23 protein-coding genes are annotated in these 25,298 nt (G+C 70.2%); 12 read left to right on the top strand and 11 right to left on the bottom strand.

Translation table 11 applies throughout. The features are described 5' to 3' along the window. Positions 1–5: 5 nt before the first annotated feature. The 3 genes from OHA58_RS15145 to OHA58_RS15135 all read left to right on the top strand — a co-directional run bounded on the left by OHA58_RS15145 (position 6) and on the right by OHA58_RS15135 (position 2,509). Positions 6–104: a 30S ribosomal protein bS22 gene (locus OHA58_RS15145; protein ID WP_003948845.1), complete on the top strand. Its 99-nt coding sequence runs from the start codon at positions 6–8 to the stop codon at positions 102–104. Between the two features lie 276 nt (positions 105–380). Next, positions 381–1,442, top strand: coding sequence for an NAD-dependent epimerase/dehydratase family protein (locus OHA58_RS15140; RefSeq protein WP_116511381.1), 1,062 nt, complete (start codon positions 381–383; stop codon positions 1,440–1,442). Positions 1,443–1,456: 14 nt separating this feature from the next. Further along, the gene (locus OHA58_RS15135) at positions 1,457–2,509 is read left to right on the top strand and encodes a lysophospholipid acyltransferase family protein (protein WP_405479154.1); all 1,053 of its coding nucleotides are present in this window, start codon (positions 1,457–1,459) and stop codon (positions 2,507–2,509) included. A 117-nt stretch (positions 2,510–2,626) separates the two neighbouring features. Here OHA58_RS15135 and OHA58_RS15130 read toward each other — a convergent pair whose 3' ends face one another. The 3 genes from OHA58_RS15130 to OHA58_RS15120 all read right to left on the bottom strand — a co-directional run bounded on the left by OHA58_RS15130 (position 2,627) and on the right by OHA58_RS15120 (position 6,152). Then, positions 2,627–3,832, bottom strand: a complete 1,206-nt coding sequence (locus OHA58_RS15130) for a DUF5667 domain-containing protein (protein ID WP_405479152.1) — start codon at positions 3,830–3,832, stop codon at positions 2,627–2,629. Positions 3,833–4,089: 257 nt separating this feature from the next. After that, a complete protein-coding gene (locus tag OHA58_RS15125) occupies positions 4,090–4,881 on the bottom strand; it encodes an ECF subfamily RNA polymerase sigma factor, BldN family (RefSeq protein WP_100599392.1) in 792 nt (263 codons plus the stop codon). A gap of 326 nt (positions 4,882–5,207) precedes the next feature. Further along, positions 5,208–6,152, bottom strand: coding sequence for an HAD family hydrolase (locus tag OHA58_RS15120; protein ID WP_405479150.1), 945 nt, complete (start codon positions 6,150–6,152; stop codon positions 5,208–5,210). Positions 6,153–6,279: 127 nt separating this feature from the next. On the opposite strand from OHA58_RS15120, the gene OHA58_RS15115 reads away from it, so the two are divergent. The 6 genes from OHA58_RS15115 (at position 6,280) to hemB (ending at position 12,755) form a co-directional block, all read left to right on the top strand. Continuing rightward, a complete protein-coding gene (locus tag OHA58_RS15115; RefSeq protein WP_405479148.1) occupies positions 6,280–6,567 on the top strand; it encodes a glutaredoxin family protein in 288 nt (95 codons plus the stop codon). A 328-nt stretch (positions 6,568–6,895) separates the two neighbouring features. Next, a complete protein-coding gene (locus OHA58_RS15110) occupies positions 6,896–7,666 on the top strand; it encodes a redox-sensing transcriptional repressor Rex (RefSeq protein ID WP_405479146.1) in 771 nt (256 codons plus the stop codon). Then, on the top strand, positions 7,663–9,054 hold the full coding sequence (locus OHA58_RS15105) for a glutamyl-tRNA reductase (RefSeq protein WP_405479144.1): 1,392 nt from the start codon (positions 7,663–7,665) through the stop codon (positions 9,052–9,054). The genes OHA58_RS15110 and OHA58_RS15105 overlap by 4 nt, the downstream gene beginning before the upstream one ends. Then, the gene (gene hemC / locus OHA58_RS15100; protein ID WP_405479142.1) at positions 9,051–10,013 is read left to right on the top strand and encodes a hydroxymethylbilane synthase; all 963 of its coding nucleotides are present in this window, start codon (positions 9,051–9,053) and stop codon (positions 10,011–10,013) included. Before OHA58_RS15105 ends, hemC begins: the two co-directional genes overlap by 4 nt. Beyond that, the gene (locus OHA58_RS15095; protein WP_227296657.1) at positions 10,010–11,695 is read left to right on the top strand and encodes a uroporphyrinogen-III synthase; all 1,686 of its coding nucleotides are present in this window, start codon (positions 10,010–10,012) and stop codon (positions 11,693–11,695) included. The genes hemC and OHA58_RS15095 overlap by 4 nt, the downstream gene beginning before the upstream one ends. Positions 11,696–11,765: 70 nt before the next feature. Continuing rightward, complete coding sequence (hemB, locus tag OHA58_RS15090) at positions 11,766–12,755, top strand: porphobilinogen synthase (protein ID WP_376543259.1); 990 nt, start codon at positions 11,766–11,768, stop codon at positions 12,753–12,755. 73 nt (positions 12,756–12,828) lie between these two features. Here the strand turns inward: hemB and OHA58_RS15085 are convergent, their stop codons facing one another. Further along, positions 12,829–13,566, bottom strand: coding sequence for a DUF4232 domain-containing protein (locus OHA58_RS15085; protein WP_405479140.1), 738 nt, complete (start codon positions 13,564–13,566; stop codon positions 12,829–12,831). Between the two features lie 173 nt (positions 13,567–13,739). Between OHA58_RS15085 and OHA58_RS15080 the strand changes: the two genes are divergently transcribed. Next, entirely contained in the window at positions 13,740–15,011 is a 1,272-nt protein-coding gene (locus tag OHA58_RS15080; RefSeq protein WP_405479139.1) for a helix-turn-helix domain-containing protein, read from the top strand. 62 nt (positions 15,012–15,073) lie between these two features. Here OHA58_RS15080 and argS read toward each other — a convergent pair whose 3' ends face one another. After that, positions 15,074–16,840 (bottom strand): arginine--tRNA ligase, encoded by a 1,767-nt coding sequence (gene argS / locus OHA58_RS15075; RefSeq protein ID WP_405479138.1) that lies wholly within the window; start codon positions 16,838–16,840, stop codon positions 15,074–15,076. Positions 16,841–16,998: 158 nt separating this feature from the next. Between argS and lysS the strand changes: the two genes are divergently transcribed. Then, positions 16,999–18,753, top strand: coding sequence for a lysine--tRNA ligase (gene lysS / locus OHA58_RS15070; protein ID WP_405484986.1), 1,755 nt, complete (start codon positions 16,999–17,001; stop codon positions 18,751–18,753). A 57-nt stretch (positions 18,754–18,810) separates the two neighbouring features. On the opposite strand, the gene OHA58_RS15065 is transcribed toward lysS, so the two are convergent. The 3 genes from OHA58_RS15065 to OHA58_RS15055 all read right to left on the bottom strand — a co-directional run bounded on the left by OHA58_RS15065 (position 18,811) and on the right by OHA58_RS15055 (position 22,247). Beyond that, a complete protein-coding gene (locus OHA58_RS15065; protein ID WP_405479137.1) occupies positions 18,811–20,145 on the bottom strand; it encodes a DUF2637 domain-containing protein in 1,335 nt (444 codons plus the stop codon). Positions 20,146–20,344: 199 nt separating this feature from the next. After that, entirely contained in the window at positions 20,345–21,220 is an 876-nt protein-coding gene (locus OHA58_RS15060) for a DUF3558 domain-containing protein (RefSeq protein WP_405479136.1), read from the bottom strand. A gap of 130 nt (positions 21,221–21,350) precedes the next feature. After that, positions 21,351–22,247, bottom strand: coding sequence for a DUF3558 domain-containing protein (locus tag OHA58_RS15055; protein ID WP_405479135.1), 897 nt, complete (start codon positions 22,245–22,247; stop codon positions 21,351–21,353). A gap of 213 nt (positions 22,248–22,460) precedes the next feature. Between OHA58_RS15055 and OHA58_RS15050 the strand changes: the two genes are divergently transcribed. After that, entirely contained in the window at positions 22,461–23,654 is a 1,194-nt protein-coding gene (locus OHA58_RS15050; RefSeq protein WP_382613599.1) for an RtcB family protein, read from the top strand. Positions 23,655–23,696: 42 nt separating this feature from the next. Here OHA58_RS15050 and OHA58_RS15045 read toward each other — a convergent pair whose 3' ends face one another. The 3 genes from OHA58_RS15045 to OHA58_RS15035 form a co-directional block, all read right to left on the bottom strand. Continuing rightward, on the bottom strand, positions 23,697–23,879 hold the full coding sequence (locus tag OHA58_RS15045) for a hypothetical protein (protein ID WP_405479134.1): 183 nt from the start codon (positions 23,877–23,879) through the stop codon (positions 23,697–23,699). Continuing rightward, positions 23,879–24,655: an SDR family NAD(P)-dependent oxidoreductase gene (locus OHA58_RS15040; protein WP_266673090.1), complete on the bottom strand. Its 777-nt coding sequence runs from the start codon at positions 24,653–24,655 to the stop codon at positions 23,879–23,881. The genes OHA58_RS15045 and OHA58_RS15040 overlap by 1 nt, the downstream gene beginning before the upstream one ends. Before the next feature lie 73 nt (positions 24,656–24,728). Continuing rightward, complete coding sequence (locus tag OHA58_RS15035; protein WP_405479133.1) at positions 24,729–25,067, bottom strand: YnfA family protein; 339 nt, start codon at positions 25,065–25,067, stop codon at positions 24,729–24,731. Positions 25,068–25,298: the final 231 nt, after the last annotated feature.

Here is a 25,298-nt window from a genome sequence, read left to right as displayed (position 1 = left end):
TAGTCGTGGGCTCTGTTATCAAGAAGCGGCGTAAGCGGATGGCCAAGAAGAAGCACCGCAAGCTGCTGAAGCGCACCCGCGTGCAGCGTCGCAACAAGAAGTAGGCGACCGCTGCAACAAGCGCGCTCTGTGGCCCCTCCACCGTCCGGTGGAGGGGCCACAGTCGTTCCACGGGCCTTATGAGGCCGCTTTCGCGGGGTTGTGTGGGAGCGTAGGGCCACGTCCCGGCGACCTCGGTCTGTACGTACGTCTGTGGCTGTCGTCACTTCCTGCATCGCGTGGTCATCACAGCGCAACATCGACCCGCTAACGTGGCGGCGAGAGCCAGGCGGTGCGGAACTGGGGCGCGGCAGGGCTGCGACGGAAGGTAGGCGCTGATCTTGGGCAAGGTCGTGCTCGTGACCGGGGTGGCCCGGCAGCTCGGGGGTCGTTTCGTACGACGCATCCAGCGTGATCCCGAGGTGGACCGGGTGATCGCTGTGGACGCGGTGGCGCCCGCGCATCATCTGGGGGGTGCCGACTTCCTCCAGGCGGACATACGGCAGCCGGCGATCGCCCGGGTGCTCGCGGAGCACTCCGTCGACACGGTCGTCCACCTGGACGTCACGGGCACCCCGCTGGCCAGCGGCGGCCGGGGCTCCGTCAAGGAGACCAACGTCATCGGCACGATGCAGTTGCTCGGCGCGTGCCAGAAGTCGCCGGCGGTCAAGCGGCTCGTGGTGAAGTCCAGTACGAACGTGTACGGGTCCGCGCCACGCGACCCGGCCGTATTCACCGAGACGACGCCGCCCAAGTCGCTGCCCAGCGGCGGCTTCGCCAAGGACACCGTGGAGGTCGAGGGGTATGTGCGCGGGTTCGCCCGGCGCCGGCCCGACGTCGCGGTGTGCGTGCTGCGGTTCGCGAACATCCTCGGTCCCGCCGCCGATTCGCCGCTCGCCGAGTACTTCTCGCTGCCGGTCCTGCCGACCGTCCTCGGCTATGACCCGCGCCTGCAGTTCGTGCACGAGGACGATGTCATCGAGGTGCTGCGGATCGCGTCGCACGAGCCGGCGCGGGGGACGCTCAACAGCGGCACGTTCAATGTCGCCGGTGACGGCGTGCTGCTTCTGTCGCAGTGCTCGCGCCGGCTCGGGCGGCCGACGGTGCCGGTGTTCCTGCCGGCCGTGACCTGGGTGGGATCGGCCCTGCGTACGCTGGGCGCGACGGACTTCTCGCCCGAGCAGATCAGGCTGCTCACGCACGGGCGGGTCGTGTCGACGGCCCAGATGCGCGAGACACTGGGCTATCGGCCCGAGTACACGACGGCGGAGACCTTCGCGGAGTTCGTCCGTGGCCGCGGGCCCGGACTTCTGCCGCCGGAGGCCCTCGCGGGGGCCGTTGACCGGATCGCCTCGCTGCCCTTCCTGGGCGGCGGCCACCCCCCGACGCAGAGCGCCAGCTGAGGAGCGCATCAACGATGGCGGATGCCAAGGTCATTCCGTTCGACGACGACCGGTCACGGGCCGGCGCCGGCAAGGTGGTTCCGCGCCGCCGTGGCGCGAGCGGCCGGCGCAAGGGCGAGCCCGCGGCCGTACGCGAGGTCGCGCCGCTGCCCGAGCAGCAAAACCACGAGCCGTCACCGCCCGCCGCCGCGCGGGAGCCGGATCCGCGGGAGCGGCCGCAGGCCGGCGGCGGCCTGGACCGGCGCATCGCGGGCGGCCTCGCTTTCCTGCGGCGGCGCCTGACGGGCGATTACGACGTCGACGAGTTCGGCTACGACAAGGAACTCACCGACCAGGTCCTGATGTCCCTGGTGCGGCCCCTGTACGAGAAGTACTTCCGGGTCGAGGTGAAGGGCATCGAGAACATCCCGGCGGACGGCGGTGCGCTGATCGTCGCCAATCACTCGGGGACGCTGCCGCTGGACGGCGTGATGATGCAGGTCGCCGTGCACGACAACCATCCGCAGAACCGGCATCTGCGGCTCCTGGCCGCGGACCTCGTGTTCATGCTGCCGGTGGTCAACGAGCTGGCGCGCAAGGCCGGCCACACGTTGGCCTGTGCGGAGGACGCGCAGCGGCTTCTGGAGCGGGGCGAGCTGGTCGGCGTGATGCCGGAGGGGTTCAAGGGCATCGGCAAGCCGTTCAGCGAGCGGTACAAGCTCCAGCGGTTCGGGCGTGGCGGGTTCGTCTCGACGGCGTTGCGCGCCGGGACGCCGATCGTGCCGTGCTCGATCGTCGGGGCGGAGGAGATCTACCCGATGATCGGCAACGCGAAGACGCTGGCGCGGCTCCTTGGCTTCCCGTACTTCCCGATCACGCCGACGTTCCCGTGGCTCGGTCCGTTGGGTGCGGTGCCGTTGCCGACGAAGTGGACGATTCAGTTCGGCGAGCCGATCCCGACGGACGGCTACCCGCCGGAGGCGGCCGAGGATCCGATGCTGATGTTCAACCTGACGGACCAGGTCAGGGAGCAGATCCAGCACACGCTGTACAAGCTGCTGGTGCAGCGGAGGTCTGTGTTCTTCTGACGCCGGCTGTGGTCCGGGGGAAGTGCCCGTAGGGACATAGGGCATAGGGACATACGTGAAGGGGGCGGTCACCGGATTTCGGTGGCCGCCCCCTTCACGTAACACGTGACGGAGTGACTAGTTCGCGTCCTCGCTGTCGATTCCCAGGCCGGGCAGCAGGCCTGGGAGGAGGGGCGGGAGTGTGACGTCGGGCTTCGGGGTGGTGTGTTTGCCTTCGGACGGGGTGGGGCTGGTGTCGTCCTTGGGCGGGTCGAGGAGGCCGCCGGTGGTGTCGCCGAGGAGGCCGTCGTCGTGGGTTCCGGAGGAGGACGGGCGGGGTTTGCCCGAGCTGTCCTGGTGGCCGTGCGAGCCTCCGCCGGCCGTCGGGGTGGAGCGGTCGTCGCCGGAGGAGCCGGGCGTCCTGTCGTGGATGCCGGGCTGTCCGCCGGTGCGGCCGTCCTTTTCGGGGGCCTGTGGGAGCAGGGACCGCAGCGGGTCGACCTCTTGGTCTATGGCGTCGAAGACCGAGCTGACCTGTGCGCCCACGTCGCCGAGTTGTACGGGCAGGCGGTCGCGCAGCGCGTCCCAGTTCTCGCGGTGGGACTGGGTGAACGACGACAGGGCCTGGATGGGGCCGAGCGAGCCGTCCCTGCGGTAGGCCTCGAGGAGCAGGCGGTGGCCCTCGGAGGCGTCGTACTGGACGCCGGAGAGCGTGCGCCTGACTTCGCCGAGGGATTCGTGGTCGAGCTGTCCGCTGCGGCCGCGCTCCATGAGCCGGCGCGCTTCGCTCAGGCGGGTGGAGGCCTGGTCGAGATAGATCCGGCCGCGGTCGGAGTCGCCGTCGGCCATGCCGAGTTTCAGGTCCTCCATCCCGCGTTTCAGTCCGTAGAGGTGGTCACCGGGGAGGGCGTCGGAGCTGGCAGCGGCGACGCCGCCGAAGGCTCCCGCGGCGACACCGACGGTGAGGCCGCCGGCCGCGATGCCCTTGGACAGGCGTGAGCGGGGTCGCAACTTCCGCAGTGGGCTCGCCCGGTGAGCGCCCTTGCGCGCGCGCTGCTCGGGCACGGAAGGGCCTGGGCCCGCACCCCCCGCAGCCGTGCCTTCGAGCAGCATGGCCTCCATGGCGGCCACGAGCTGGGCTCGTTGAACCACCTTGACCTCGGGGTCAAGCTCAGGCTTGGGCAGCTCGTCCAGTCCGGTCGCCAGAGCCAACAGCTTGCCCTGCTCGCCTTGTTCGGCGGGGGGCTCTTCTTGCTGTACGGCCGCAGCTTCCCGGTCGGACTGCTCCTCCAGGGCCTGGGCGAAGGCGTTCGCCCGCCGGTGTGCCGATACGTTCGCGATCACTGGCGGCACCTCCTCTCGTCATGACGGTCGACTCCCCAGGGGGTCCTGAGGGTTGCACACCCTGAGCGCTTCCACACGATCGAGTGAGTGGAAGCAGTCGGGGAGTGACCACAGGGAGCCTGCATCCCGCATAACGAGCGACGCGGCACTTGGGTTACGGACGGCGGATGATCGGACCGCGATCCCATCTGCCCCTCACAGAAGGTGAGTTGACGGCTACGGAGCGACGCGTCGGGTGGGGTGGGCCCCACCGGTCGCTAACGGGCGTCGTCCGGGAGCAGGCGCGCCAGGGTGCGTACGGCGCGGTACTGGAGCGTCTTGATCGCGCCCTCGTTCTTGCCCATGACCTTGGCGGTCTCGGCGACCGAGAGGCCCTGCAGGAAGCGCAGGGTCACGCACTCCTGCTGCTGGGGGTTGAGCCGGTGCACCGCGTCGAGCAGGGCGGCGTTCGACAGGGACTCCAGGACGGAGTCCTCGGGGCTGCGCTCGACCTCGTTCGCGTCGAGCATTTCGCCGGTGGTCACTTCGAGGCGGAAACGGCTCGACTTGAAGTGGTCGGCGACCAGGTTCCGCGCGATCGTGACCAGCCAGGCGCCGAAGTCGCGCCCCTGCCAGGTGAACGTGCCGATGCGGCGCAGGGCCCGCAGGAAGGTCTCGCTGGTGAGATCCTCGGCCGTCGCCTTCCCGCCGACGCGGTAGTAGATGTAGCGGTAGACGGTGTCGCTGTACTGGTCGTAGAGACGGCCGAACGCGTCGGCCTCGCCCGCCTGGGCGCGCTCGACGAGATCCATCATGCGGGCGCTGTCGCTGTCCGCGGCGGGGCGGCGTGCAGTGGACGTACCGGCGGAACCGGAGCGGGCTCGTCTTCCGACCGTGGTGCTCCCGTCAGCAAGGGCATAGCAAGGACCGGTAGGGCCGTTCGCGGCGGGTGCCGCGACGGCGAGGGCGGGGACGGCGTACGCGGTGGGGACGAAGCCGCGCAAGCGGTCGGAGACCGTTGCGCGCAGCGTAGCCAGGCCCGAGGCGTCAACCCCGACGTGTGGGTACACGGGACTCCCAGAGGCAGAGCTTCCATCACGTGCAGTGCGGGACCGTTCACTCGTCGTGTTGACGTGTGGGTACCGGTTTGCGTCTGAGGAGAATAACGCTTCGTGCAGGGAGCGCTACACCCAGTTGCTCAAATCACCGATTACGTCGCTTCCGTAACTGAACGGAGTCGGTTCAAGTACCGGAGAGTGACCGCTTGTTGATCGGATTAGGTCATGTTCCGTCTGAGCGCGGGGCGTGTTGTGGCCGAGTTGAACCAACGGGACTGGCGGGAGCCGTGCGGGGGTAAGGGGATGCGATTGGCGCTCCCGCCCGGGAGCGCCGCGGGTCAGCGGCGACGCCGGTGCAGGGCGACCGCCGCGGCCGTGCCGCCGGCCAGGGCGCCGACTCCCGCCGCGGCCGGGATGCCGACCTTCGCGGCCTTGCGGCCCGTGCGGTAGTCGCGCAGCCGCCAGTCACGTTCGCGTGCGTGCTTGCGCAGTTTGGTATCCGGATTGATCGCGTACGGATGTCCTACGAGCGACAGCATCGGGATGTCGTTGTGCGAGTCGCTGTACGCGGCGCAGCGGCGCAGGTCGAGGCCCTCGGCGGCGGCGAGCGCGCGGACGGCCTCGGCCTTCGCGGGGCCGTGCAGGGGTTCGCCGACGAGCTTGCCCGTGTAGACGCCGCCGACGGACTCGGCGACCGTGCCGAGGGCGCCGGTCAGGCCGAGGCGGCGGGCGATGATCGTCGCGGTCTCCACGGGGGCCGCGGTGACGAGCCACACCTTCTGGCCCGCGTCCAGGTGGGCCTGGGCGAGGGCGCGGGTGCCGGGCCAGATGCGCTCGGCCATGTACTCGTCGTAGATCTCTTCGCCGATGGACATCAGCTCGGCGACGCGGTGGCCCTTGACGATGGACAGCGCGCTGTCGCGGGCGTCCTGCATGTGCTCGGGGTCCTCGACCCCGGCGATTCTGAACCAGGCCTGCTGCCAGCCGAACTTGACCAGCTCGCGGCGCTGGAAGAACTTCCGTTTGTAGAGGCCGCGCCCGAAGTGGAAGATCGCGGCGCCCTGCATGACGGTGTTGTCGAGGTCGAAGAAGGCGGCGGCCCTGTCGTCGCCGACGACAGGGAACTCCGTTTCCGGGGTGCCTTCGTCGGGCTGTGTCGCCTCGCCGAGCTGTTCCAGCTCTTGCGACGACTTGCGGGCGGCCTCGGCCGAGGCCTCGCCAGCCAATACGCTCCGCGCGGTGGCGGAGCGCCTACGGGGTGTGAGCCATCCGAGAGCGGCCATGTCGTGAGCATAGCCAGTCTGTTCGGTGGTTCCGGAGTCGTGAGGATTCGGCGTTGTGAACTCTCCGCGACCGAGCCGTTAAACAACTGGCGGGAGAGGTGCGCCGGGAGGCGTCGGCGGAGCGAGAATGGCCGGTATGAGCCCCATTTTTCGCCGGAGCGAGAAGAAGAGCCCCGAGGAGCGCCTGGTCACCCTGGTCGGGAAGCCCGGCTGCCATCTGTGCGACGACGCGCAGGAGGTGATCGAGAGGGTGTGCGGCGAGCTCGGTGCGTCCTGGGAGAAGAAGGACATCACCCAGGACGAGGAGCTGTACCGCTTGTACTGGGAGCAGATCCCCGTGGTGCTCGTGGACGGAGCACAGCATGACTTCTGGAAGGTGAACGAAGATCGACTTCGGCGTGCGCTGACGGGCTGATCCGCCGGTGGTCCGCGGGGGAGTAGCGACCGTCACTGACCGAGCAGTCCAAGTGGTCCGGAAAGTCGCTTAGGATCGGGGGCGGTTTGGTCTCGGGGGCGCGGATCGTAGAGGAGAGTGTGCGGTTTTGCCCCCTTCAAGCAGGCAACGAAGCGGCTTGCGCGCCGGTTCCATATGCGCGCGCCAGGGGCGCGTGACCCCGGTCACGTTGCCCGGGCAAATCGGACACCATCTTTGTGCACGCGTTCACAAAGACATAGCCTGCATTCGACGGGGCGGTCCTGGGACGTACGACCGCCCGCAGCCCCGCTCTACCCGCAGGAGCACCGTGGCAACTGGCCGAACTCACCGACCGGCGACCCGCAGCCGAGGAATTCCCGAGGCCACCGTCGCCCGCCTTCCGCTGTACCTCCGGGCCCTCACCGGCCTGTCGGAGCGCTCGGTTCCCACGGTCTCGTCCGAGGAGCTCGCGGCCGCCGCGGGGGTCAACTCCGCGAAGCTGCGCAAGGACTTCTCGTACCTCGGCTCGTACGGCACCCGCGGTGTGGGCTACGACGTCGAGTACCTCGTCTACCAGATCTCCCGCGAACTCGGCCTCACCCAGGACTGGCCGATCGTGATGGTCGGTATCGGTAACCTCGGCGCCGCTCTGGCCAATTACGGCGGGTTCGCCTCCCGTGGCTTCCGCGTCGCCGCCCTGATCGACGCCGACCCGGCGATGACCGGCAAGTCCGTCGCGGGCATGGCCGTGCAGCACGCCGACGACCTCGAGAAGATCATCGACGACAACGGCGTGTCCATCGGCGTCATCGCGACGCCCGCGGGCGCGGCCCAGCAGGTCTGCGACCGGCTCGTCGCCGCCGGTGTCACCTCGATCCTCAACTTCGCGCCGACCGTCCTGTCCGTGCCGGACGGCGTCGACGTGCGCAAGGTCGACCTCTCCATCGAGCTCCAGATCCTCGCCTTCCACGAGCAGCGCAAGGCCGGCGAGGGCCAGGACGACACGGCGGAGGAAGCCGGCACCGAGACCCCGGCCGCCGCGGCGAAGCCGGCCCGCAAGGGACCCGACGGGGACGTCCCCGCCGTGATGCCGGCATGAGTCTCCTCGTCGTAGGCCTGAGCCACCGCAGCGCCCCCGTGAGCGTCCTCGAGCGCGCCGCGCTCTCCGCGGACGCCCAGGCGAAGCTGCTCCACGACACGCTTGCCGCGGAGCCCGCCGTCGAGGCGTCGGTGCTCTCGACGTGCAACCGCATCGAGCTGTACGCCGACGTGGACAAGTTCCACGCGGGTGTCGCCGAGCTCTCGACGCTGCTCGCCCAGCACAGCGGCGTCGGTCTCGAGGAGCTCACTCCTTATCTTTATGTGCACTACGAGGACCGGGCAGTCCACCACCTCTTCTCGGTGGCGTGCGGGCTCGACTCGATGGTCGTGGGCGAGGGCCAGATCCTCGGCCAGATCAAGGACGGCCTCGCGCGCTCCCAGGAGCTGCACACCGCGGGCCGTCTCCTCAACGACCTGTTCCAGCAGGCCCTGCGGGTCGGCAAGCGGGCCCACTCGGAGACCGGGATCGACCGTGCGGGCCAGTCCCTGGTCACGTTCGGTCTGGAGCAGCTGGCCGCGGGGCGCCCCGTCGACGTATGGGCCAAGGACAAGCGCGCCCTGGTGATCGGTGCGGGCTCGATGTCGTCGCTGGCCGCGGCGACGCTCGCGCGCACCGGGGTCGCCGAGGTCGTCGTCGCCAACCGCACGCTGGAGCGCGCCGAGCGTCTCGCCCACCTGCTCGGAGAGCAGCACGGACACAGTCTGAGCGAGCCCGGCGGCACGGGAGTGACTGCGCGCGCCGTCCCCATGGACGGCGTCGGCGACGAACTGACACGTGCCGATGTCGTCGTCTCCTGCACCGGAGCGACCGGCCTCGTCCTGACCGAGGCCCAGATCCTGCGCGCCACCGAGGGGCGTACGGGCGGGCTCTCGCTCCTCGACCTCGCGATGCCGCGCGACATCGACGGCGCCGCGCACCGCATCGGCGGCGTGCGCTTCGTCGACATCGAGTCGCTCGCGGAGGCCTCGGCCGACGCGCCGATGGCCGCCGACGTGGACCAGGTGCGGGGCATCGTCTCCGACGAGGTCGCCGCGTTCGGCGCCGCCCAGCGCGCCGCGACCATCACGCCGACCGTCGTCGCCCTGCGCACGATGGCCGCCGACGTGGTCACCGGCGAGATCGCGCGGCTCGACGGGCGCCTGCCGGAGCTCGACGAGAAGCAGCGCGCGGAGATCACCCAGACTGTGCGGCGCGTCGTGGACAAGCTCCTGCACGCGCCGACCGTACGGGTCAAGCAGCTGGCGGCCGAGCCGGGCGGTGCCGGGTACGCGGACGCGCTGCGGACCCTTTTCGACCTCGACCCGGAGGCGGTGGCCGCCGTCTCACGGGCCGATCTGAACGAGCTGAACGAGCCGGTAGCCAAGAATCGAGGCCGGGCATCATGACGAAGGACAGGGCACTCAGGCTCGGGACCAGGCGCAGCAAGCTCGCCATGGCCCAGTCGGGGCTCGTGGCTGAGGCCGTACGGCAGGTGACGGGACGGCCCGTCGAGCTGGTCGAGATCACCACGTACGGCGACACGTCCCGCGAGCACCTGGCGCAGATCGGCGGTACCGGCGTGTTCGTCGTGGCGCTGCGCGAGGCGCTGCTTCGCGGCGACGTCGACTTCGCCGTGCACTCCCTCAAGGACCTGCCGACCACGCCCCACCCCGACCTCACGCTGGCGGCCGTGCCGCTGCGCGAGGACCCGCGCGACGTACTCGTCGCCCGCGACGGACTGACCTTCGCCGAGCTCCCCGACGGGGCTCGCGTGGGGACCGGTTCGCCGCGCCGCATGTCGCAGCTGAACGCGTACGCGCGCAGCCACGGCATGCGCATACAGACCGTGCCGATCCGGGGGAACATCGACACCCGCGTCGGATACGTGCACAACGGGGAGCTCGACGCCGTCGTGCTCGCCGCCGCCGGACTGAACCGGATCGGCCGCATCGGGGAAGTGACGGACTTCCTCGCGGTCGACACTGTTCTGCCCGCCCCCGGCCAGGGGGCCCTGGCGATCGAGTGCGCCGCGTCCAACGCGGACCTCGCCGCCATGCTCGGAGAGCTCGACGACTCGTTCACACGAATCGCCGTGACCGCCGAGCGATCCCTGCTCGCCGCCCTGGAGGCCGGCTGCAGTGCACCTGTGGGTGCGCTGGCCGACCTGCTGGCCGACGGGCAGATTGCCAACGAAATGCGCCTGCGCGGCGTCGTCGGTACGACCGACGGCTCCGAGCTGGTGCAGCTGTCCACCACCGGTCCCGTGCCCGAGACGGAAGACCAGGCGCTGGCGCTCGGTCGCGAACTCGCTACCGAGATGCTCGCCAAGGGCGCGGCCGGTCTGATGGGGGAGCGAGCACTTTGAGCCCCACCACCTCTGACCCTTCGGCCACCTGGGCAACCGGGCACGTCACCTTCCTCGGTGCCGGTCCCGGAGATCCAGGACTACTGACACTGCGCGCCGTGGAGGCGCTCGCCCGAGCGGATGTGCTGATCGCCGAGCCCGAAGTGCTCGACGTCGTCCGCACACACGCGAAGGCGGGCGTGACCGTCCTCGGCGCGGAGAGCCCGGGCACACCGGGGCAGACGGCTGCTGACGATGCGTCAACTGCCGTCGCGGTCCCCGCGTTGAGGGACTGCGCCAATCTTGTCATGGAGGCCGCGCGGGGCGGCAAGCGGGTCGTACGTGCCGTCAGCGGCGACCCCGGACTCGACACCGACGCGGCCGGGGAGATGCTGGCCTGCGCGGCCGGCGGGGTCTCCTTCGAGGTCGTGCCCGGCATCGCGGCGGCTGTCGGTGTGCCCGCGTACGCCGGTGTTCCGCTGCGGGACGCGCAGGGCGCGGACGTGCGGTTCGTCGACGCCCGTACCGCCTCCGAGCGCTGCTGGACCGAGGTCGGCGCGTCCGACGGCACGGTCGTCGTCTCGACGACGCTCGACGCGGTGGCCGCGGCCGCCGGCGAGCTGGTCGCGGCGGGCCGCAAGCCGGACACCCCGCTGACCGTCACGGTCGCCGGTACGACGACCCGCCAGCGGACCTGGTCCGCGACGCTCGGCACGATCGCCCAGACCTTCAAGCAGGCGAAGGTGCTGCCCTCCCCGGAGGGCGGTCGCCCCGTCATAGCCGTGGTCGGCGAGCGCTCCGCGGCCGCCCAGCGCGACCAGCTCTCGTGGTTCGAGTCCAAGCCGCTGTTCGGCTGGAAGGTGCTCGTACCGCGGACCAAGGAGCAGGCGGCGTCGCTCTCCGACCAGCTCACGTCGTACGGCGCCGTGCCGCACGAGGTGCCGACGATCGCCGTCGAACCGCCGCGCACGCCCCAGCAGATGGAGCGCGCGGTCAAGGGCCTCGTCACCGGACGCTACGAGTGGATCGCCTTCACCTCGGTGAACGCGGTCAAGGCCGTGCGCGAGAAGTTCGAGGAGTACGGGCTCGACGCCCGTGCCTTCGCCGGGATCAAGGTCGCCGCGGTGGGCGAGCAGACCGCGAACGCGCTCATCGCGTTCGGCGTGAAGCCCGACCTCGTGCCGAGCGGTGAGCAGTCCGCCGCCGGTCTCCTCGAGGACTGGCCGCCGTACGACCCGGTCTTCGACCCGATCGACCGCGTCTTCCTGCCGCGCGCCGACATCGCCACCGAGACGCTCGTCGCCGGGCTCATCGAACTCGGGTGGGAGGTCGACGACGTGACCGCCTACCGGACGGTGCGGGCGTCGCCGCCGCCGGCGGAGACGCGCGAGGCGATCAAGGGCGGCGGGTTCGACGCCGTGCTGTTCACGTCGTCGTCGACCGTGCGGAACCTGGTCGGTATTGCCGGGAAGCCGCACAATGTGACCGTGATCGCGTGCATCGGCCCCGCGACCGCCAAGACCGCCGAGGAGCATGGGCTGCGCGTGGACGTCATGTCTCCGGAGCCGTCCGTGCACCGGCTGGCGCAGGCGCTGGCCGACTTCGGTGCGAGGCGGCGTACCGCCGCGCTCGAGGCGGGGGATCCTGTGTCCCGGCCGAGCGAGCGGCGGCCCGGTGCGCGGAGGCGTCGGGCGGCGCCGTAAGGCGGCTGCTGACGCAGGGAACAATGGGGGACAGCGGGGGCAACGGGACAGTGAGACACGGAGTGTTGGTGTGACTGAGTACGGATCCTTCCCGGGTGCGCGGCCGCGGCGGCTGCGCACCACCCCCGCCATGCGGCGCATGGTCGCCGAGACGCGACTGCACCCGGCCGACCTGATCCTTCCCGCCTTCGTGCGGGAGGGCATCGGCGAGCCGGTCGAGATCGGGTCCATGCCCGGTGTCGTCCAGCACACCCGGGACACCCTGAAGAAGGCGGCTGTCGAGGCGCTGGAGGCCGGGGTCTCCGGGATCATGCTCTTCGGCGTGCCGGACGACGCGAAGAAGGACGCCCTCGGGACGGCCGGTACGGACCCCGACGGCATCCTTCAGGTGGCACTGCGCGATGTGCGCGCCGAGGTCGGCGACGACCTCATCGTCATGTCCGACCTGTGCCTCGACGAGTTCACGGACCACGGGCACTGCGGTGTCCTGGACGCCGAGGGGCGCGTCGACAACGACGCGACGCTGGAGCGGTACGCCGAGATGGCGCAGGTCCAGGCCGACGCGGGCGCCCATGTCGTGGGCCCCAGCGGCATGATGGACGGGCAGGTCGGGGTGGTCCGCGACGCGCTCGACACCATCGGCAAGGAGGACGTCTCGATCCTCGCCTACACCGCGAAGTACTCGTCGGCGTTCTACGGGCCGTTCCGTGAGGCCGTCGGCTCCTCGCTGACCGGCGACCGCAAGACGTACCAGCAGGACCCGGCCAACGTCCGGGAGTCCCTGCGGGAGCTGGCGCTCGACCTCGAAGAGGGCGCCGACATGGTGATGGTCAAGCCGGCCGGTCCCTACCTCGACATCCTCGCCAAGGTCGCCGAGTCGGTGGACGTGCCGGTCGCCGCGTACCAGATCAGCGGCGAGTACGCGATGATCGAGGCCGCCGCGCAGCGCGGCTGGATCGAGCGCGACCGGGCCATCCTGGAGACGCTCCTCGGCATCAAGCGGGCCGGCGCGAACATGATCCTCACGTACTGGGCGACGGAGGTCGCACGCGGCCTGTGACCGCGCCCGACCCCTGAACTCCCGCTGCCCCGCCGGTACATGACCGGCGGGGCAGCTTTTTACGTTCTGCCGCTTACCAGGTCAGGGCGTCGCTCATCGACTGCTGCCAGTACGTGACCTTGAGCGAGTCGTCGATGTAGACGCCCTTCGCGGGCAGCGCGGCCTTGGCGCCGGGGCCGCCGTCGTTCGTGTTGCGGCCCTGGAAGAACACCTCAAGTGTCTTCTCCGTACGCCCGTTGGAGCCGCCGCCGTCGTCGCCGCCGGAGAGTGCGACGCCCGCGTAGGCGGACTGGCCCGGCGGCAGGGAGACCACCGCCTGCGGCTGCGAGTCGTCGATCACCGGCGGGACCGACTGGGCCTCGCCGAAACGGACGGCCGGGTAGCCGTACAGGTCGCATCGCTTCGAGCCGGTGTTGGTCACCGTCAGGAGCATGTGGTTGACGGGGCGCGAGACGGACTGGGCGGTGACCTTGACCGTGGAGCCGTTGCACGTGACGCGGGCGGTGGAGGCGGTGGGGTTGTTCTTGCCGGTGGAGGCGGGCTGGGGCTTCGGCTTGGTGGTGGCGCCGGTGCCGTTTCCGCTGCCGGCGCCCGTCCCGGAGCCGGTCTTGTCGCCCGTCGTGGATCCGGCGCTCGTGTCCTTGCCGCTGTCGCCGTCGGCCGGCGCCGACTTCGACGGCTGCTGCGACGCGCCCTCGTCGCGGACCCCGTCCCCGTTGTTGCAGGCGGTCAGGGAGAGCGCGGCCAGGGCGACCGTGGCGGCGGCCGTGAGGAGGCGGACACGGGAGCGGGTGGGTGCGGCGATGGACACTGGTGATCCCCTTCGGAAGCGGCGTGCTTGGATGACCAGAGCTTGTGCGGTGATCTGTCCCAATCGCCAGCGCTGCAGGACCACTTGGGACGCTGGAACGTTCGTACCGGCTCTGACCTGGGGAAACGACCATGCCCTGGAATGCCGGAATGGGATGAGGGGGTTGGGGAACGGTGGCTGAGGCTGACGGGACGGCCGAGTTCGCGACGCTGCTGCGAGGGCTGAAGGAGCGCTCGGGTCTGAGTTACGGCGTACTCGCGAAGCGGCTGCACATGAGTACGTCGACGCTGCACCGGTACTGCAACGGGGACGCGGTGCCGGTCGACTACGCGCCGGTCGAGCGGCTGGCGCGGGTGTGCAAGGCCGGTCCCGAGGAGCTCGTCGAGCTGCACCGGCTGTGGGTCCTCGCGGACGCGGCGCGCAGGACGAAGCCGGTGGCGGCGGTGGAGGAGCCCCCGGCGGTGGCACCCGCGCCCGATGCGGAGCCTGTGCCCGACGCGGCGCCTGCGCCCGACGCGGCGCCCGTGCCCGCCCCCGAGAAGCGCCGCTCCCGTCGCGCGGTCGTGCTCGCCGCCGCCCTGGCCGTCGTCGTGGCCGGGGGAGCCGGCGCGTTCGCCGTGCACCTCGCCGGAGGCGGAAGCGGAGGCGGAAGCGGTGACGGCGGCGGCCGGAAGGACCGCGCCGGGGCCACCTCGTCCGTCACGCCGGGAGCCCGTTCCGCGGACCCGTCCGGTACGGCGTCCCCGTCACCGGGCCGCAAGCACAAGCCCTCCGCGGACCCGTCCCGCAGCGGCGCCCCGGCCGGTGCCGCACCGGGCACCCCGTCCGCCCCGGCGGCAGGCGAAGGCACCGGCACCCCGCTGACCGTCGCCACCACCCCGTACGTCTACGAGAGCCCCTGCAGTCAGCACTTCCTGATCGACCGGCCGCCGGCCGAGGTGCCCCCGCCGCCCCTCGAACAGGACGCCCCGAACTGGGTCGGTGCGATCGGCGCGGTCGCTTCGGGGGAGCAGTTCATCAAGCTCACCGTCCAGGGGACCGGCAGTGACACCGTGGTCCTGGAGGACATGAACGTCCGCGTCATGAAGTCCGGTGCGCCGCTCGCGTGGAACGACTACTCGATGGGTGTGGGCTGCGGGGGCAACGTCGACACGAAGTCGTTCGGCGTGGATCTCGACGCGCCCCGCCCGGTCTCGGCGCCGAAGAACGGGCAGCGCGACTTCCCGTACAAGGTCAGCGAGAGCGACCCCGAGGTCTTCTACATCAAAGCGAACACCAAGGCCCACGACGTCAGTTGGGTCCTGGAGCTGAAGTGGTCGAGCGGCTCCCGCCACGGTGTTCTGAAGGTCGACGACCAGGGGCGGGCCTTCCGCACCAGCGCCGACGTCGGCCGCCCCGGCTACGACTACCCGATCGGGGCGGGCAGCTGGGGCAAGCGCCAGTAGCCCACCGAGACGACTGTGGCCCGCCGGATTTCTCCCGCGGGCCACAGTCGTATCGGGCTGGGTCAGAGCTTCTCGGGCGTCCTGATGCCCAGGAGCGCCATGCCCTGGTGCAGCGTGCGGGCCGTCAGGTCGCACAGGAACAGCCGGTTCTCGGCGACCTCCGGCGCGGGCGCCGGCTTCACGACCGGGCACTGGTCGTAGAACGTCGTGTACAGCGACGCCAGCTGGTACAGGTACGCGGCCAGCTTGTGCGGCTCGTACGACGACGCGACCTCGGCCAGCGTCTCGCCGAACTGGTCCAGGTGCAGGCCGAGGGCCCGCTCGGCCGGGGCCAGCTCCAGCTCCGGGTGCGCGAGAGGCCTGCGGTCGCCCGCCTTGCCGAAGATCGAGCGGATACGGGCGTACGCGTACTGGAGGTACACGCTCGTGTCGCCGTTCAGCGACACCATCTGGTCCAGGTCGAACTTGTAGTCCCGCACGGCGGAGGTCGACAGGTCGGCGTACTTCACCGCGCCGATGCCGACGTACACGCCGTTCTCGACGATCTCTTCCTCGGCCAGGCCCACCTTCTCGGCCTTCTCGCGCACGACGGACGTGGCACGGTCGATCGCCTCGTCGAGGAGGTCCACCAGGCGTACCGTCTCGCCCTCACGGGTCTTGAACGGCTTGCCGTCCTTGCCGAGGACCGTGCCGAAGGCCAGCTGGTGCGCCTTCACGTCCTCGTTCAGCCAGCCGGCGCGGCGGGCCGTCTCGAAGACCATCTTGAAGTGGAGCGACTGCCGGGCGTCCACGACGTAGAGGAGCGTCGACGCCTTGAGATTCTGGACGCGGTCCCGGATCGCGGAGAGGTCGGTCGCGGCGTAGCCGTAGCCGCCGTTCGACTTCTTGACGATCAGGGGGACCTTGTTGCCGTCGGGGCCCAGCACGTCGTCGAAGAAGACGCACAGCGCACCCTCGGAGCGGACGGCGACGCCCGACTCCTCCAGGATCCGGCAGGTCTCCTCGAGCATGTCGTTGTAGCCGGACTCGCCGACCACGTCCGGGTCGTCGATCTGCATGTCGAGCTTGTTGAAGACCGAGTAGAAGTAGATCTTCGACTCGTCGACGAACCGCTGCCACAGGGCGATGGTCTCCGCGTCCCCGGCCTGGAGGGCCACGACGCGGTCCCGGGAGCGGGCCTTGAACTCCTCGTCGGAGTCGAAGAGCGCGCGCGAGGCCTTGTAGAGCCGGTTCAGCGACGACATCGCCGCCTCGCCGTCCACCTTGCCGCCCTCGTGGTCCAGCTCGTGCGGGTGCTCCAGGAGGTACTGGATGAGCATGCCGAACTGGGTGCCCCAGTCGCCGATGTGGTGGCGCCGGACGACCTTCTCGCCGGTGAACTCCAGGATCTCGACCATCGCGGCGCCGATCACGGCGGACCGCAGGTGGCCGACGTGCATCTCCTTCGCCACGTTCGGCTGGGCGTAGTCGATGACCGTCGTGCCCGCGTCCTGCTGGAACGGCACGCCGAGGCGGTCGTCGGCGGCGCGGGCGGCCAGGGTCTCGATGATGGCCTTGTCGGCGATCGTGATGTTCAGGAAGCCGGGGCCCGAGACCTCGACGTCCTTGATCACGTCGTTGGCCGGGAGGGCGTCCAGGACGGTCGCCGCGAGCTCGCGCGGGTTCGCCTTCGCCTTCTTGGCGAGGGCCAGGATCCCGTTGGCCTGGAAGTCGGCCCGGTCACTTCGTCGCAGCAGCGGGTCCGCGGCGCCGGCCTCCGGCAGGGCGGCCGAGAGGGCGTCCGCGAGACGCTGGTGGACGGAAGCGGTGAGGGACGTGACCGAGGCCATGGGTGAGGTGCCGTTCTGCTCGGGTGCCTGGGTTTCTCCATATACAGAGAAGCTCAGTATCCCACGCGGTGAAAAGCGGTTTTCGCGGATGGGGGCGCAGCTGGGAGAATGGAACGGTCAGGCGTCCCTGACGCACTCCACGTATGAGGAAGAAGGACGTGCCGATCGTGGCTCAGAGCACAGAGACCACCGACTGGGTCTCCCGTTACGCGGACGAGGTCATTGCCGAGTCGGAGCGTCGTGCCCCGGGCAAACCCGTTGTCGTCGCGTCCGGACTCTCCCCGTCCGGCCCCATCCACCTGGGGAACCTGCGCGAGGTCATGACCCCGCACCTGGTCGCCGACGAGGTCCGCCGCCGCGGGTACGAGGTCCGGCACCTGATCTCGTGGGACGACTACGACCGGTACCGCAAGGTCCCGGCCGGTGTCCCCGGCGTCGACGAGTCCTGGGCCGAGCACATCGGCAAGCCGCTCACCTCGGTCCCGGCGCCCGCCGGATCGGCGTACCCGAACTGGGCGGAGCACTTCAAGGCCGCGATGACCGGGGCGCTCGGTGAGCTGGGCGTCGAGTTCGACGGCATCAGCCAGACCGAGCAGTACACGTCGGGCGTCTACCGCGAGCAGATCCTGCACGCGATGAAGCACCGCGGCGACATCGACGCGATCCTCGACCAGTACCGGACCAAGAAGAACCCCGACAAGAAGCCGCAGCAGCAGAAGCAGCAGAAGCCGGTCGACGAGGCCGAGCTGGAGGCCGCCGAGGGCTCCGGCGCGGCGAACGAGGACGACGGCAGCGGCGGCGCGGGCGGCTACTACCCGTACAAGCCGTTCTGCGGCGAGTGCGGCAAGGACCTCACCACCGTCACGTCGTACGACGACGAGACGACGGAGCTGTCCTACACCTGCACGCTCGACGGCCACAGCGAGACGGTCCGGCTGACGGAGTTCAACCGCGGCAAGCTGGTCTGGAAGGTCGACTGGCCGATGCGCTGGGCGTTCGAGGGCGTGATCTTCGAGCCGTCCGGTGTCGACCACTCGTCCCCGGGCTCGTCGTTCCAGGTCGGCGGGCAGATCGTCGGGATCTTCGGCGGCAAGCAGCCGATCGGCCCGATGTACGCGTTCGTCGGCATCAGCGGCATGGCGAAGATGTCCTCCAGCAAGGGCGGGGTCCCGACCCCGGCCGACGCGCTCCAGATCATGGAGCCGCAGCTCCTTCGCTGGCTGTACGCCCGCCGCCGGCCCAACCAGTCCTTCAAGATCGCCTTCGACCAGGAGATCCAGCGGCTCTACGACGAGTGGGACAAGCTCGCCGCGAAGGTCGCCGACGGCTCCGTGCTGCCGGCGGACGCCGCCGCGTACACGCGCGCCGTGGGCACCGCGGCCGGTGAACTGCCGCGCACGCCGCGGCCGTTGCCGTACCGGACGCTGGCCTCCGTCGCCGACATCACCGCCGGCCACGAGGACCAGACCCTCCGCATCCTCAGCGAGCTCGACCCGGAGAACCCGGTCACCACGCTCGACGAGGTGCGGCCGCGGCTCGACCGGGCCGAGACGTGGATCAGCAAGTACACGCCGGCCGAGTCCCGCACCCTGGTGCGTGCCGAGCCGGACACGCAGGCGCTGGCCGCGCTCGACGACGAGGCCCGCGAGTCGCTGCGGCTCCTCCTCGACGGTCTGGACTCGCACTGGTCCCTCGACGGCCTGACGCACCTCGTCTACGGCGTGCCGAAGGTCCAGGCGGGCTTCTCGCCGGACGCGACGCCGAAGGAGCTGCCGCCGGAGATCAAGACGGCCCAGCGGTCGTTCTTCGCGCTCCTGTACGACCTGCTCGTCGGCCGTGACACCGGGCCGCGGCTTCCCACGCTGCTGCTCGCCGTGGGCGCGGACCGGGTGCGCAAGTTGCTCGGAGCCTGAGACAGGGAAAGGGCCGCACCGGATGCTCCGGTGCGGCCCTTTCGCGTCTGTGGCGGGTCAGGCGATGTGGTCCTCGATGAACTCGCTGTTCAGCCGCTGCATGAACAGGTCCATGTAGCGCTGCAGTTCACGCGGTTCAAGGCTGGTTCCGAACGTCGCCTCGACGTTCGCGTGGAACGTGCCCGGGGTGGGCCCGCCCTCGCCGTCTATGGACTTGCGGAACACCTGGTACAGGTCCTCCTCCGTCGGCGGCTCCTCGCCGGTCTCGATGCCCTCACCGAGCTGGCGGGTGCGGTTGGGCCCGGACGGAACGGGGAACTCCGGCTCCTGCGCCTGCATCTGAGCCTGCGCCTGTGCCTGCATCTGCGCCTGTGCCTGCATCTGCGCGGGGATGAAGGCCTCGGCCGGGAACTGCTCTTGGACCTGGCCGGGAGCCAGGTCCTCCTGCTGCTCTTCGTACCACTGCTCGTACTGCTGCTCGGGGTTGTACGTCGGGTCGTAGCCGCCGTCGTACGACATCGCCTGCGGTGGGGTCGCGAACCACGGGCTCGACTCCTCACCGGCGGTAGCGGCAGCCGCAGCCTCGGCCGGAGTGCTGGGCCGGGCGGGGACCGGCTGCGGTCCGGTGGCCGCCGGAGCGGGACGTTCCAGCTCGGGCACGGGCACGGGGGCGGCCGGTGCCGGGGCCGGGGGCAGCAGCGCGGGCTCGATGCCGGCGGCCGCCAGGCCCGAGGGGGCGGTCTCCGCGAGCGGGACGCCGTAGCGCGCGAGGCGCAGCGGCATCAGGGACTCGACGGGAGCCTTGCGGCGCCAGGCGCGGCCGAAGCGGGACCGCAGCCGCGCCTGGTAGACCAGGCGCTCCTGCTCCAGCTTGATGACGGCCTCGTAACTGCGCAGCTCCCACAGCTTCATGCGGCGCCACAGCAGGAACGTGGGCAGCGGGGAGAGCAGCCAGCGCGTCAGGCGCACGCCCTCCATGTGCTTGTCGGCGGTGATGTCCGCGATGCGGCCGATCGCGTGCCGCGCGGCCTCGACCCCGACGACGAACAGGATCGGGATCACCGCGTGCATGCCCACACCCAGCGGGTCCGGCCAGGCGGCCGCGCCGTTGAACGCGATCGTCGCCGCCGTGAGCAGCCACGCCGTCTGGCGCAGCAGCGGGAACGGGATCCGGATCCAGGTCAGCAGCAGGTCCAGCGCGAGGAGCACGCAGATGCCCGCGTCGATGCCGATCGGGAACACGTAACTGAAGTTCCCGAAGCCCTTCTGCAGCGCGAGCGAGCGCACGGCCGCGTAGGAACCCGCGAAACCGATGCCGGCGATGACCACCACTCCGGCGACGACCACGCCGATGAGTATGCGGTGCGTCCGCGTCAGCTGTGGCACAGCCACCCGTGCTCCCCTCCCTGTACGCCTTGTTGCGCGCAACAGCCTCGCACATCGGCGCGGGGGCCCGTGGCCCGGTACGGCGGGAGCCCGGCCCCATAAGGGACCGGGCTCCGCAAAAGGCGTGACCGGCAAGTGAGTTGAGGCCTGCTCGGCGCCGACCGGAGGCCACGGAGGGCCACTTGGCGGCCGACTGCCTACGTGGTTACGACTTCGAGGACGCCTTGTCCGACGGCGTGGCCGAGGTCTTCGAGGACGACTTCTCGGACGGCTTCGCGGAAGACTTGTCGGACGTCTTGCCCGACGGCTTCGAGGAGGCCTTGTCCGACGGCTTCGCCGATGCGGAACCGGCGGTGTCCGAGCCACCCGCCCCGTTCGCCGCGACGACCGCCGCGACGGCGTCCTTCGCCGCCTTCTCGGCGTCCTTCACCAGCTCGTCGGCGCCCGGCGCCTTCTCGCCCGCGAGACCCGCGCCGTTGTAGTCGATCGTGACGACGACGTTCTCGACGCGCGTGACGACCGTCTGCTGCTTGAAGGTGCCTTCCTTCTTCTTCAGCTCGTACGTCACCGCCGTCGCCTCGTCGCCCGTGCCGCTGACCGGCTCCGACTTCGGGGACTTCGCGCCGTCCGTGGACTGCGCGTCGGTCACCTGCTTGGTGAAGTACTCGTGCGCCAGCTTGTTGCCGCTGCCGCGCGCCGCGTCTGAGTCGAAACGCATCAGCGACGCGTTCAGCCAGCGGAACTGCGACCCCTGCACGCCCTTGTTGTCGAGGCTCGACCAGGAGCAGGTGCCCCGCACCGACTCGTCGTCGGAGGAGCCCGCCTTGCCCGACTTCGCCTCAGGGACGAGATCGTCGAGCGTCTTCTTCGAGATCGCGGCGCACGGCTGCGGCAGCGAGTCGTACGCCGCCGCCTTCACCTTGGCGGCCGCGTCACTCGCGGACGCCGACGCCTTCGAAGAGCCCTTGTCGGCCCCGTCGCCGGAGTCCGAGCCGGAGGAGCAGCCGGATGCCACGAGGATCACCGGCACGGCGGCTGCGCAGACAAATATGCGGGTGAGTCGCTTGGTCGGTCGGTGCATGGTTCCTTATTCTCCGGGTTTGCCTGGTACGTACCCGAGAGGTGCGGCCCGGGTCCGATGGGCCACCGTACGCCCAAGCCGGGCAGCACGGCTCCGCTTCCGCGGACCCGCGCACCCGCGGTACCACCGGTTACCCGCCCAGCGTCCCGGCCAGCTTCCGGGCCAGTTCCTGCGCCCTGTCCTGCATTTCCTTGCTGTCCGGCACCTCCGCGGCGGGGCCGGGCTGCTGCTCGTACTCGATGGTCACGATGACGTTGGACGTGCGGAACACCACAGTCACCGTGCGGTGGCCGCCCGCCGACGCGGACGCCGTCAGCTGGTCGTCCAGGAACGCGTCGTCGGCCAGTCCTTCGAGAACGCGGGGCTGCAGGTCGGCGCCGGGCACGGAGTCGTCCGACGGGCTCGACGAGGCGTCGACCGACGCCTCTTCAGAGCCCTCTTCATCCGTCTTGTCCGAGTTCTCCCCTTCGTCCGCCGCGCCCTTCTCGGTGCCGTTCTCGGCGTCCGCGGTGTCCTTGTCGGTGCCGGCGGAGGAGGAGTGGGAGGTGGTCGGCGACGTCGTGTCCGTCGGGACCGGCTCCGGCAGATGCGCTTCGGTCCGCTTCGACGTGAAGACCTGGCGGGCCTCCGTGTCGTCGCTCACCGTGTTGTCGTAGGACACGACCCGCTCGAAGTCGATCAGCAGACGATGCGTCGCGTCCGCCCCGTCGTCCTTCCAGCGGCAGCCCACGCGCCGGTCCGTGTCGTACGTGACCGTGGCCGCGCCCTCGTACGCCTTGTCGCGCTGCTCGCCCTCGGGGAGCTCCTTGATGCCGGGCAGCATCTTGTCGAGGGTGCCCTTGTCGAGCTGCCGGCACGGCTCGGGCAGGGTTCGGTACTTGCCGGGCCGGGCGGCCACGGCGCTGGTGCCGACGTCGCCGGGCTTGGAGTCGGTCGCGTCACCGGTGGCCCCGGAACCTCCGGTGCAGCCGGTGAGCAGCGCTGCGAGGAGCGCGGCGACGCCGGGTACGTACGCCTTCCGCTGCACGGTGATGGCCCCTCTCGACAAGGTGACACGTCGTCGGACGTGCTTATTCGGTTGCCGTCGCAGGACGGCCGATGGACACAATGTGTATCGCACGCACTGCTGTGGACGCCGGTCCGATATCCCATTCGTTGACCTTGGCGCCGGTATTTGCGATTACCGACTTTTGATCAAGTACGCGAACGTACGGGAGCGTACGGGGGAAACGAGGACACTGTGTCGTATGTAGAGGTTCCGGGGGCGAAGGTGCCGATCCGGATGTGGACGGATCCGGCGTCGGTCGAGGACGTGGCGATGCAGCAGCTGCGCAATGTCTCGACGTTGCCGTGGATCAAGGGTCTGGCCGTGATGCCCGATGTGCACTTCGGCAAGGGCGCGACGGTCGGCTCGGTCATCGCGATGCACGGCGCGGTCTGCCCGGCGGCGGTGGGCGTGGACATCGGCTGCGGCATGTCGGCGGTGAAGACGTCCCTGACGGCGAACGACCTTCCCGGGGACCTGTCCCGGCTGCGCTCGAAGATCGAGCAGGCGATCCCGGTGGGCCGCGGTATGCACGACGCCCCGGTGGATCCGGGGCGGCTGCACGGCTTCGGCACGGGGGCCTGGGACGACTTCTGGGGGCGGTTCGAGGGGGTCGCGGACGCGGTGAAGTTCCGGGAGGAACGGGCCGCGAAGCAGATGGGGACGCTCGGCAGCGGGAATCATTTCTGGGAGTTTTGCCTCGATACCGACAATTCGGTCTGGGTCATGCTCCATTCGGGGTCGCGGAACATCGGCAAGGAACTGGCCGACCACCACATCGGCGTCGCGCAGAAGCTGTCGCACAATCAGGGCCTGGTCGACCGGGACCTCGCGGTGTTCATCGCGCAGACCCCGCAGATGGCGGCGTACCGCAACGACCTGTTCTGGGCGCAGGAATACGCGAAGTACAACCGCGCGGTCATGATGGCGCTCTCCCTGGACGTGATTCGCCGCGAGTTCAAGAAGGCGAAGCCGACGTTCGAGCCGGTCATCTCCTGCCACCACAACTACGTGTCGGAGGAGCGCTACGACGGCATGGACCTGCTCGTCACCCGGAAGGGCGCGATCCGTGCGGGTTCCGGTGAGTACGGGATCATCCCGGGCTCGATGGGCACGGGCTCGTACATCGTGAAGGGCCTCGGGAACGTGGCGTCGTTCAACTCGGCGTCGCACGGTGCCGGCCGCAGGATGAGCCGGAACGCCGCGAAGAAGCAGTTCTCGACGAAGGACCTGGAGGAGCAGACGCGGGGCGTGGAGTGCCGTAAGGACTCCGGCGTCGTCGACGAGATCCCGGGAGCCTACAAGCCGATCGAGAAGGTCATCGACCAGCAGCGCGACCTGGTCGAGGTCGTCGCGAAGCTGAAGCAGGTCATCTGCGTGAAGGGCTGAACCGCCCTCGGCGCGCACCTGCTTCGCTAGTCAGCTACTCAGCTACTTCGCGTGGGTGACCGCGTAGATCATGACCAGGGCCACCAGGTGGATGCCGAAGAGGAAGTAGGCCAGGTACCACCACATGTGGCGCTCGCCGCGTTTTTCCTCTTCGCGGCGGCGCTCGTCGTGTTCGCGTTCCAGGGCTTCCAGGGGGTCGGTGGACTCCTGGTGGTCGTGGGGCATCACAGCTCCCTGTGGACCTTGGTGTTGGAGGCCTGGGCGCGGGGGCGGACGACGAGCAGGTCGATGTTCACGTGGCTGGGGCGGGTGACCGCCCAGGTGATGGTGTCGGCCACGTCGTCCGCCGAGAGCGGTTCGGCGACGCCCGCGTAGACCTTCTCGGCCTTCTCGGTGTCGCCGCCGAAGCGGGTCAGGGCGAACTCCTCGGTCTTGACCATGCCGGGCGCGACCTCGATGACGCGGACCGGGGTGCCGACGATCTCCAGACGCAGGGTCTCGGCGAGGACGTGCTCGGCGTGCTTGGCCGCCACGTAGCCGGCGCCGCCCTCGTACGTGCCGTGCCCGGCCGTGGAGGAGAGGACGACGACCGTGCCGTCGCCGCTCGCGGTGAGCGCGGGGAGCAGGGCCTGGGTGACGTTCAGCGTGCCGATGACGTTCGTCTCGTACATCTGGCGCCACTCGGCGGGGTCGCCCGTCGCCACGGGGTCCGCGCCGAGCGCGCCGCCCGCGTTGTTCACGAGGACGCCGATGGTCTTGAAGGCCGTGGCGAACTCGTCGACCGCGGCGCGGTCCGTGATGTCGAGCGCGTAGGCCGCCGCCTGGTGGCCCGCGTCGTTGATCTCGGCGGCCAGCGCCTCGATGCGGTCCTTGCGGCGCGCGGTGAGCACGACCCGGTATCCGGCCGCCGCGAGCTGTCGTGCGGTGGCTGCGCCGATTCCGCTGCTCGCGCCGGTGATGACGGCGATGCGGGAGGCGGCTGCGGGCGCGGCGGCGGTCATGGACTTGCTCCTCGGACGTGAGTCGGACGTGCGATCGACTCCCGCCAGGATAGGCAGGCGGCGCGCGGTGGTGTCACCGGCCGCCGCGGGGCGCGTACATGATCACGGCCATGCCGGCCAGGCAGATGAGGGCTCCGGTGACGTCCCAGCGGTCGGGCCGGTAGCCGTCGGCGACCATGCCCCAGGCGAGCGAACCGGCGACGAACACGCCTCCGTAGGCGGCGAGGATGCGGCCGAACTCGGCGTCGGGCTGGAGCGTGGCCACGAAGCCGTAGATGCCGAGGGCGATGGCGCCCGCGCCGATCCACGCCCATCCCTTGTGTTCGCGCACGCCCTGCCAGACGAGCCAGGCGCCGCCGATCTCGAAGAGGGCGGCGACGACGAAGAGGAGGGCGGAGCGGGCGACAAGCATGCGGGACAGGCTGCCATGCCGGTTCTGTGCGGCGGTCGCACCGTCACCTGTTGGACGGCGCCTGCGGGGCGGGATGCGTGGGATACATCAGGAGACCCGCCTGGCCGTGACCGGTGATTCGTGGTCGGTGATCTGTGGCGGAGGACGAGAGGGCGGAGAGAACATGCTGGTGAGGCGTGGTGTGAGGCGTGGTGTGGGGCGTGGGGTCGGGCGTGGGCTCGGGGTTGTCGG

This window comes from Streptomyces sp. NBC_00009 (assembly GCF_045040855.1).
In the GTDB taxonomy this organism is placed as follows: domain Bacteria; phylum Actinomycetota; class Actinomycetes; order Streptomycetales; family Streptomycetaceae; genus Streptomyces; species Streptomyces aureus.
The sequence above is the reverse complement of the archived record's forward strand: the minus strand, read 5'-3'. Positions and strand labels throughout refer to the sequence as shown.

Coding starts and splice junctions, on each gene's coding strand:
- OHA58_RS15135 (WP_405479154.1), top strand. CDS start 1,457: ATGGCGGATGCCAAGGTCATTCCGTTCGACGACGACCGGTCACGGGCC.
- OHA58_RS15120 (WP_405479150.1), bottom strand. CDS start 6,152: ATGGCCGCTCTCGGATGGCTCACACCCCGTAGGCGCTCCGCCACCGCG.
- OHA58_RS15115 (WP_405479148.1), top strand. CDS start 6,280: ATGGCCGGTATGAGCCCCATTTTTCGCCGGAGCGAGAAGAAGAGCCCC.
- OHA58_RS15105 (WP_405479144.1), top strand. CDS start 7,663: ATGAGTCTCCTCGTCGTAGGCCTGAGCCACCGCAGCGCCCCCGTGAGC.
- hemC (WP_405479142.1), top strand. CDS start 9,051: ATGACGAAGGACAGGGCACTCAGGCTCGGGACCAGGCGCAGCAAGCTC.
- argS (WP_405479138.1), bottom strand. CDS start 16,840: ATGGCCTCGGTCACGTCCCTCACCGCTTCCGTCCACCAGCGTCTCGCG.
- OHA58_RS15060 (WP_405479136.1), bottom strand. CDS start 21,220: ATGCACCGACCGACCAAGCGACTCACCCGCATATTTGTCTGCGCAGCC.
- OHA58_RS15045 (WP_405479134.1), bottom strand. CDS start 23,879: ATGCCCCACGACCACCAGGAGTCCACCGACCCCCTGGAAGCCCTGGAA.
- OHA58_RS15040 (WP_266673090.1), bottom strand. CDS start 24,655: ATGACCGCCGCCGCGCCCGCAGCCGCCTCCCGCATCGCCGTCATCACC.
- OHA58_RS15035 (WP_405479133.1), bottom strand. CDS start 25,067: ATGCTTGTCGCCCGCTCCGCCCTCCTCTTCGTCGTCGCCGCCCTCTTC.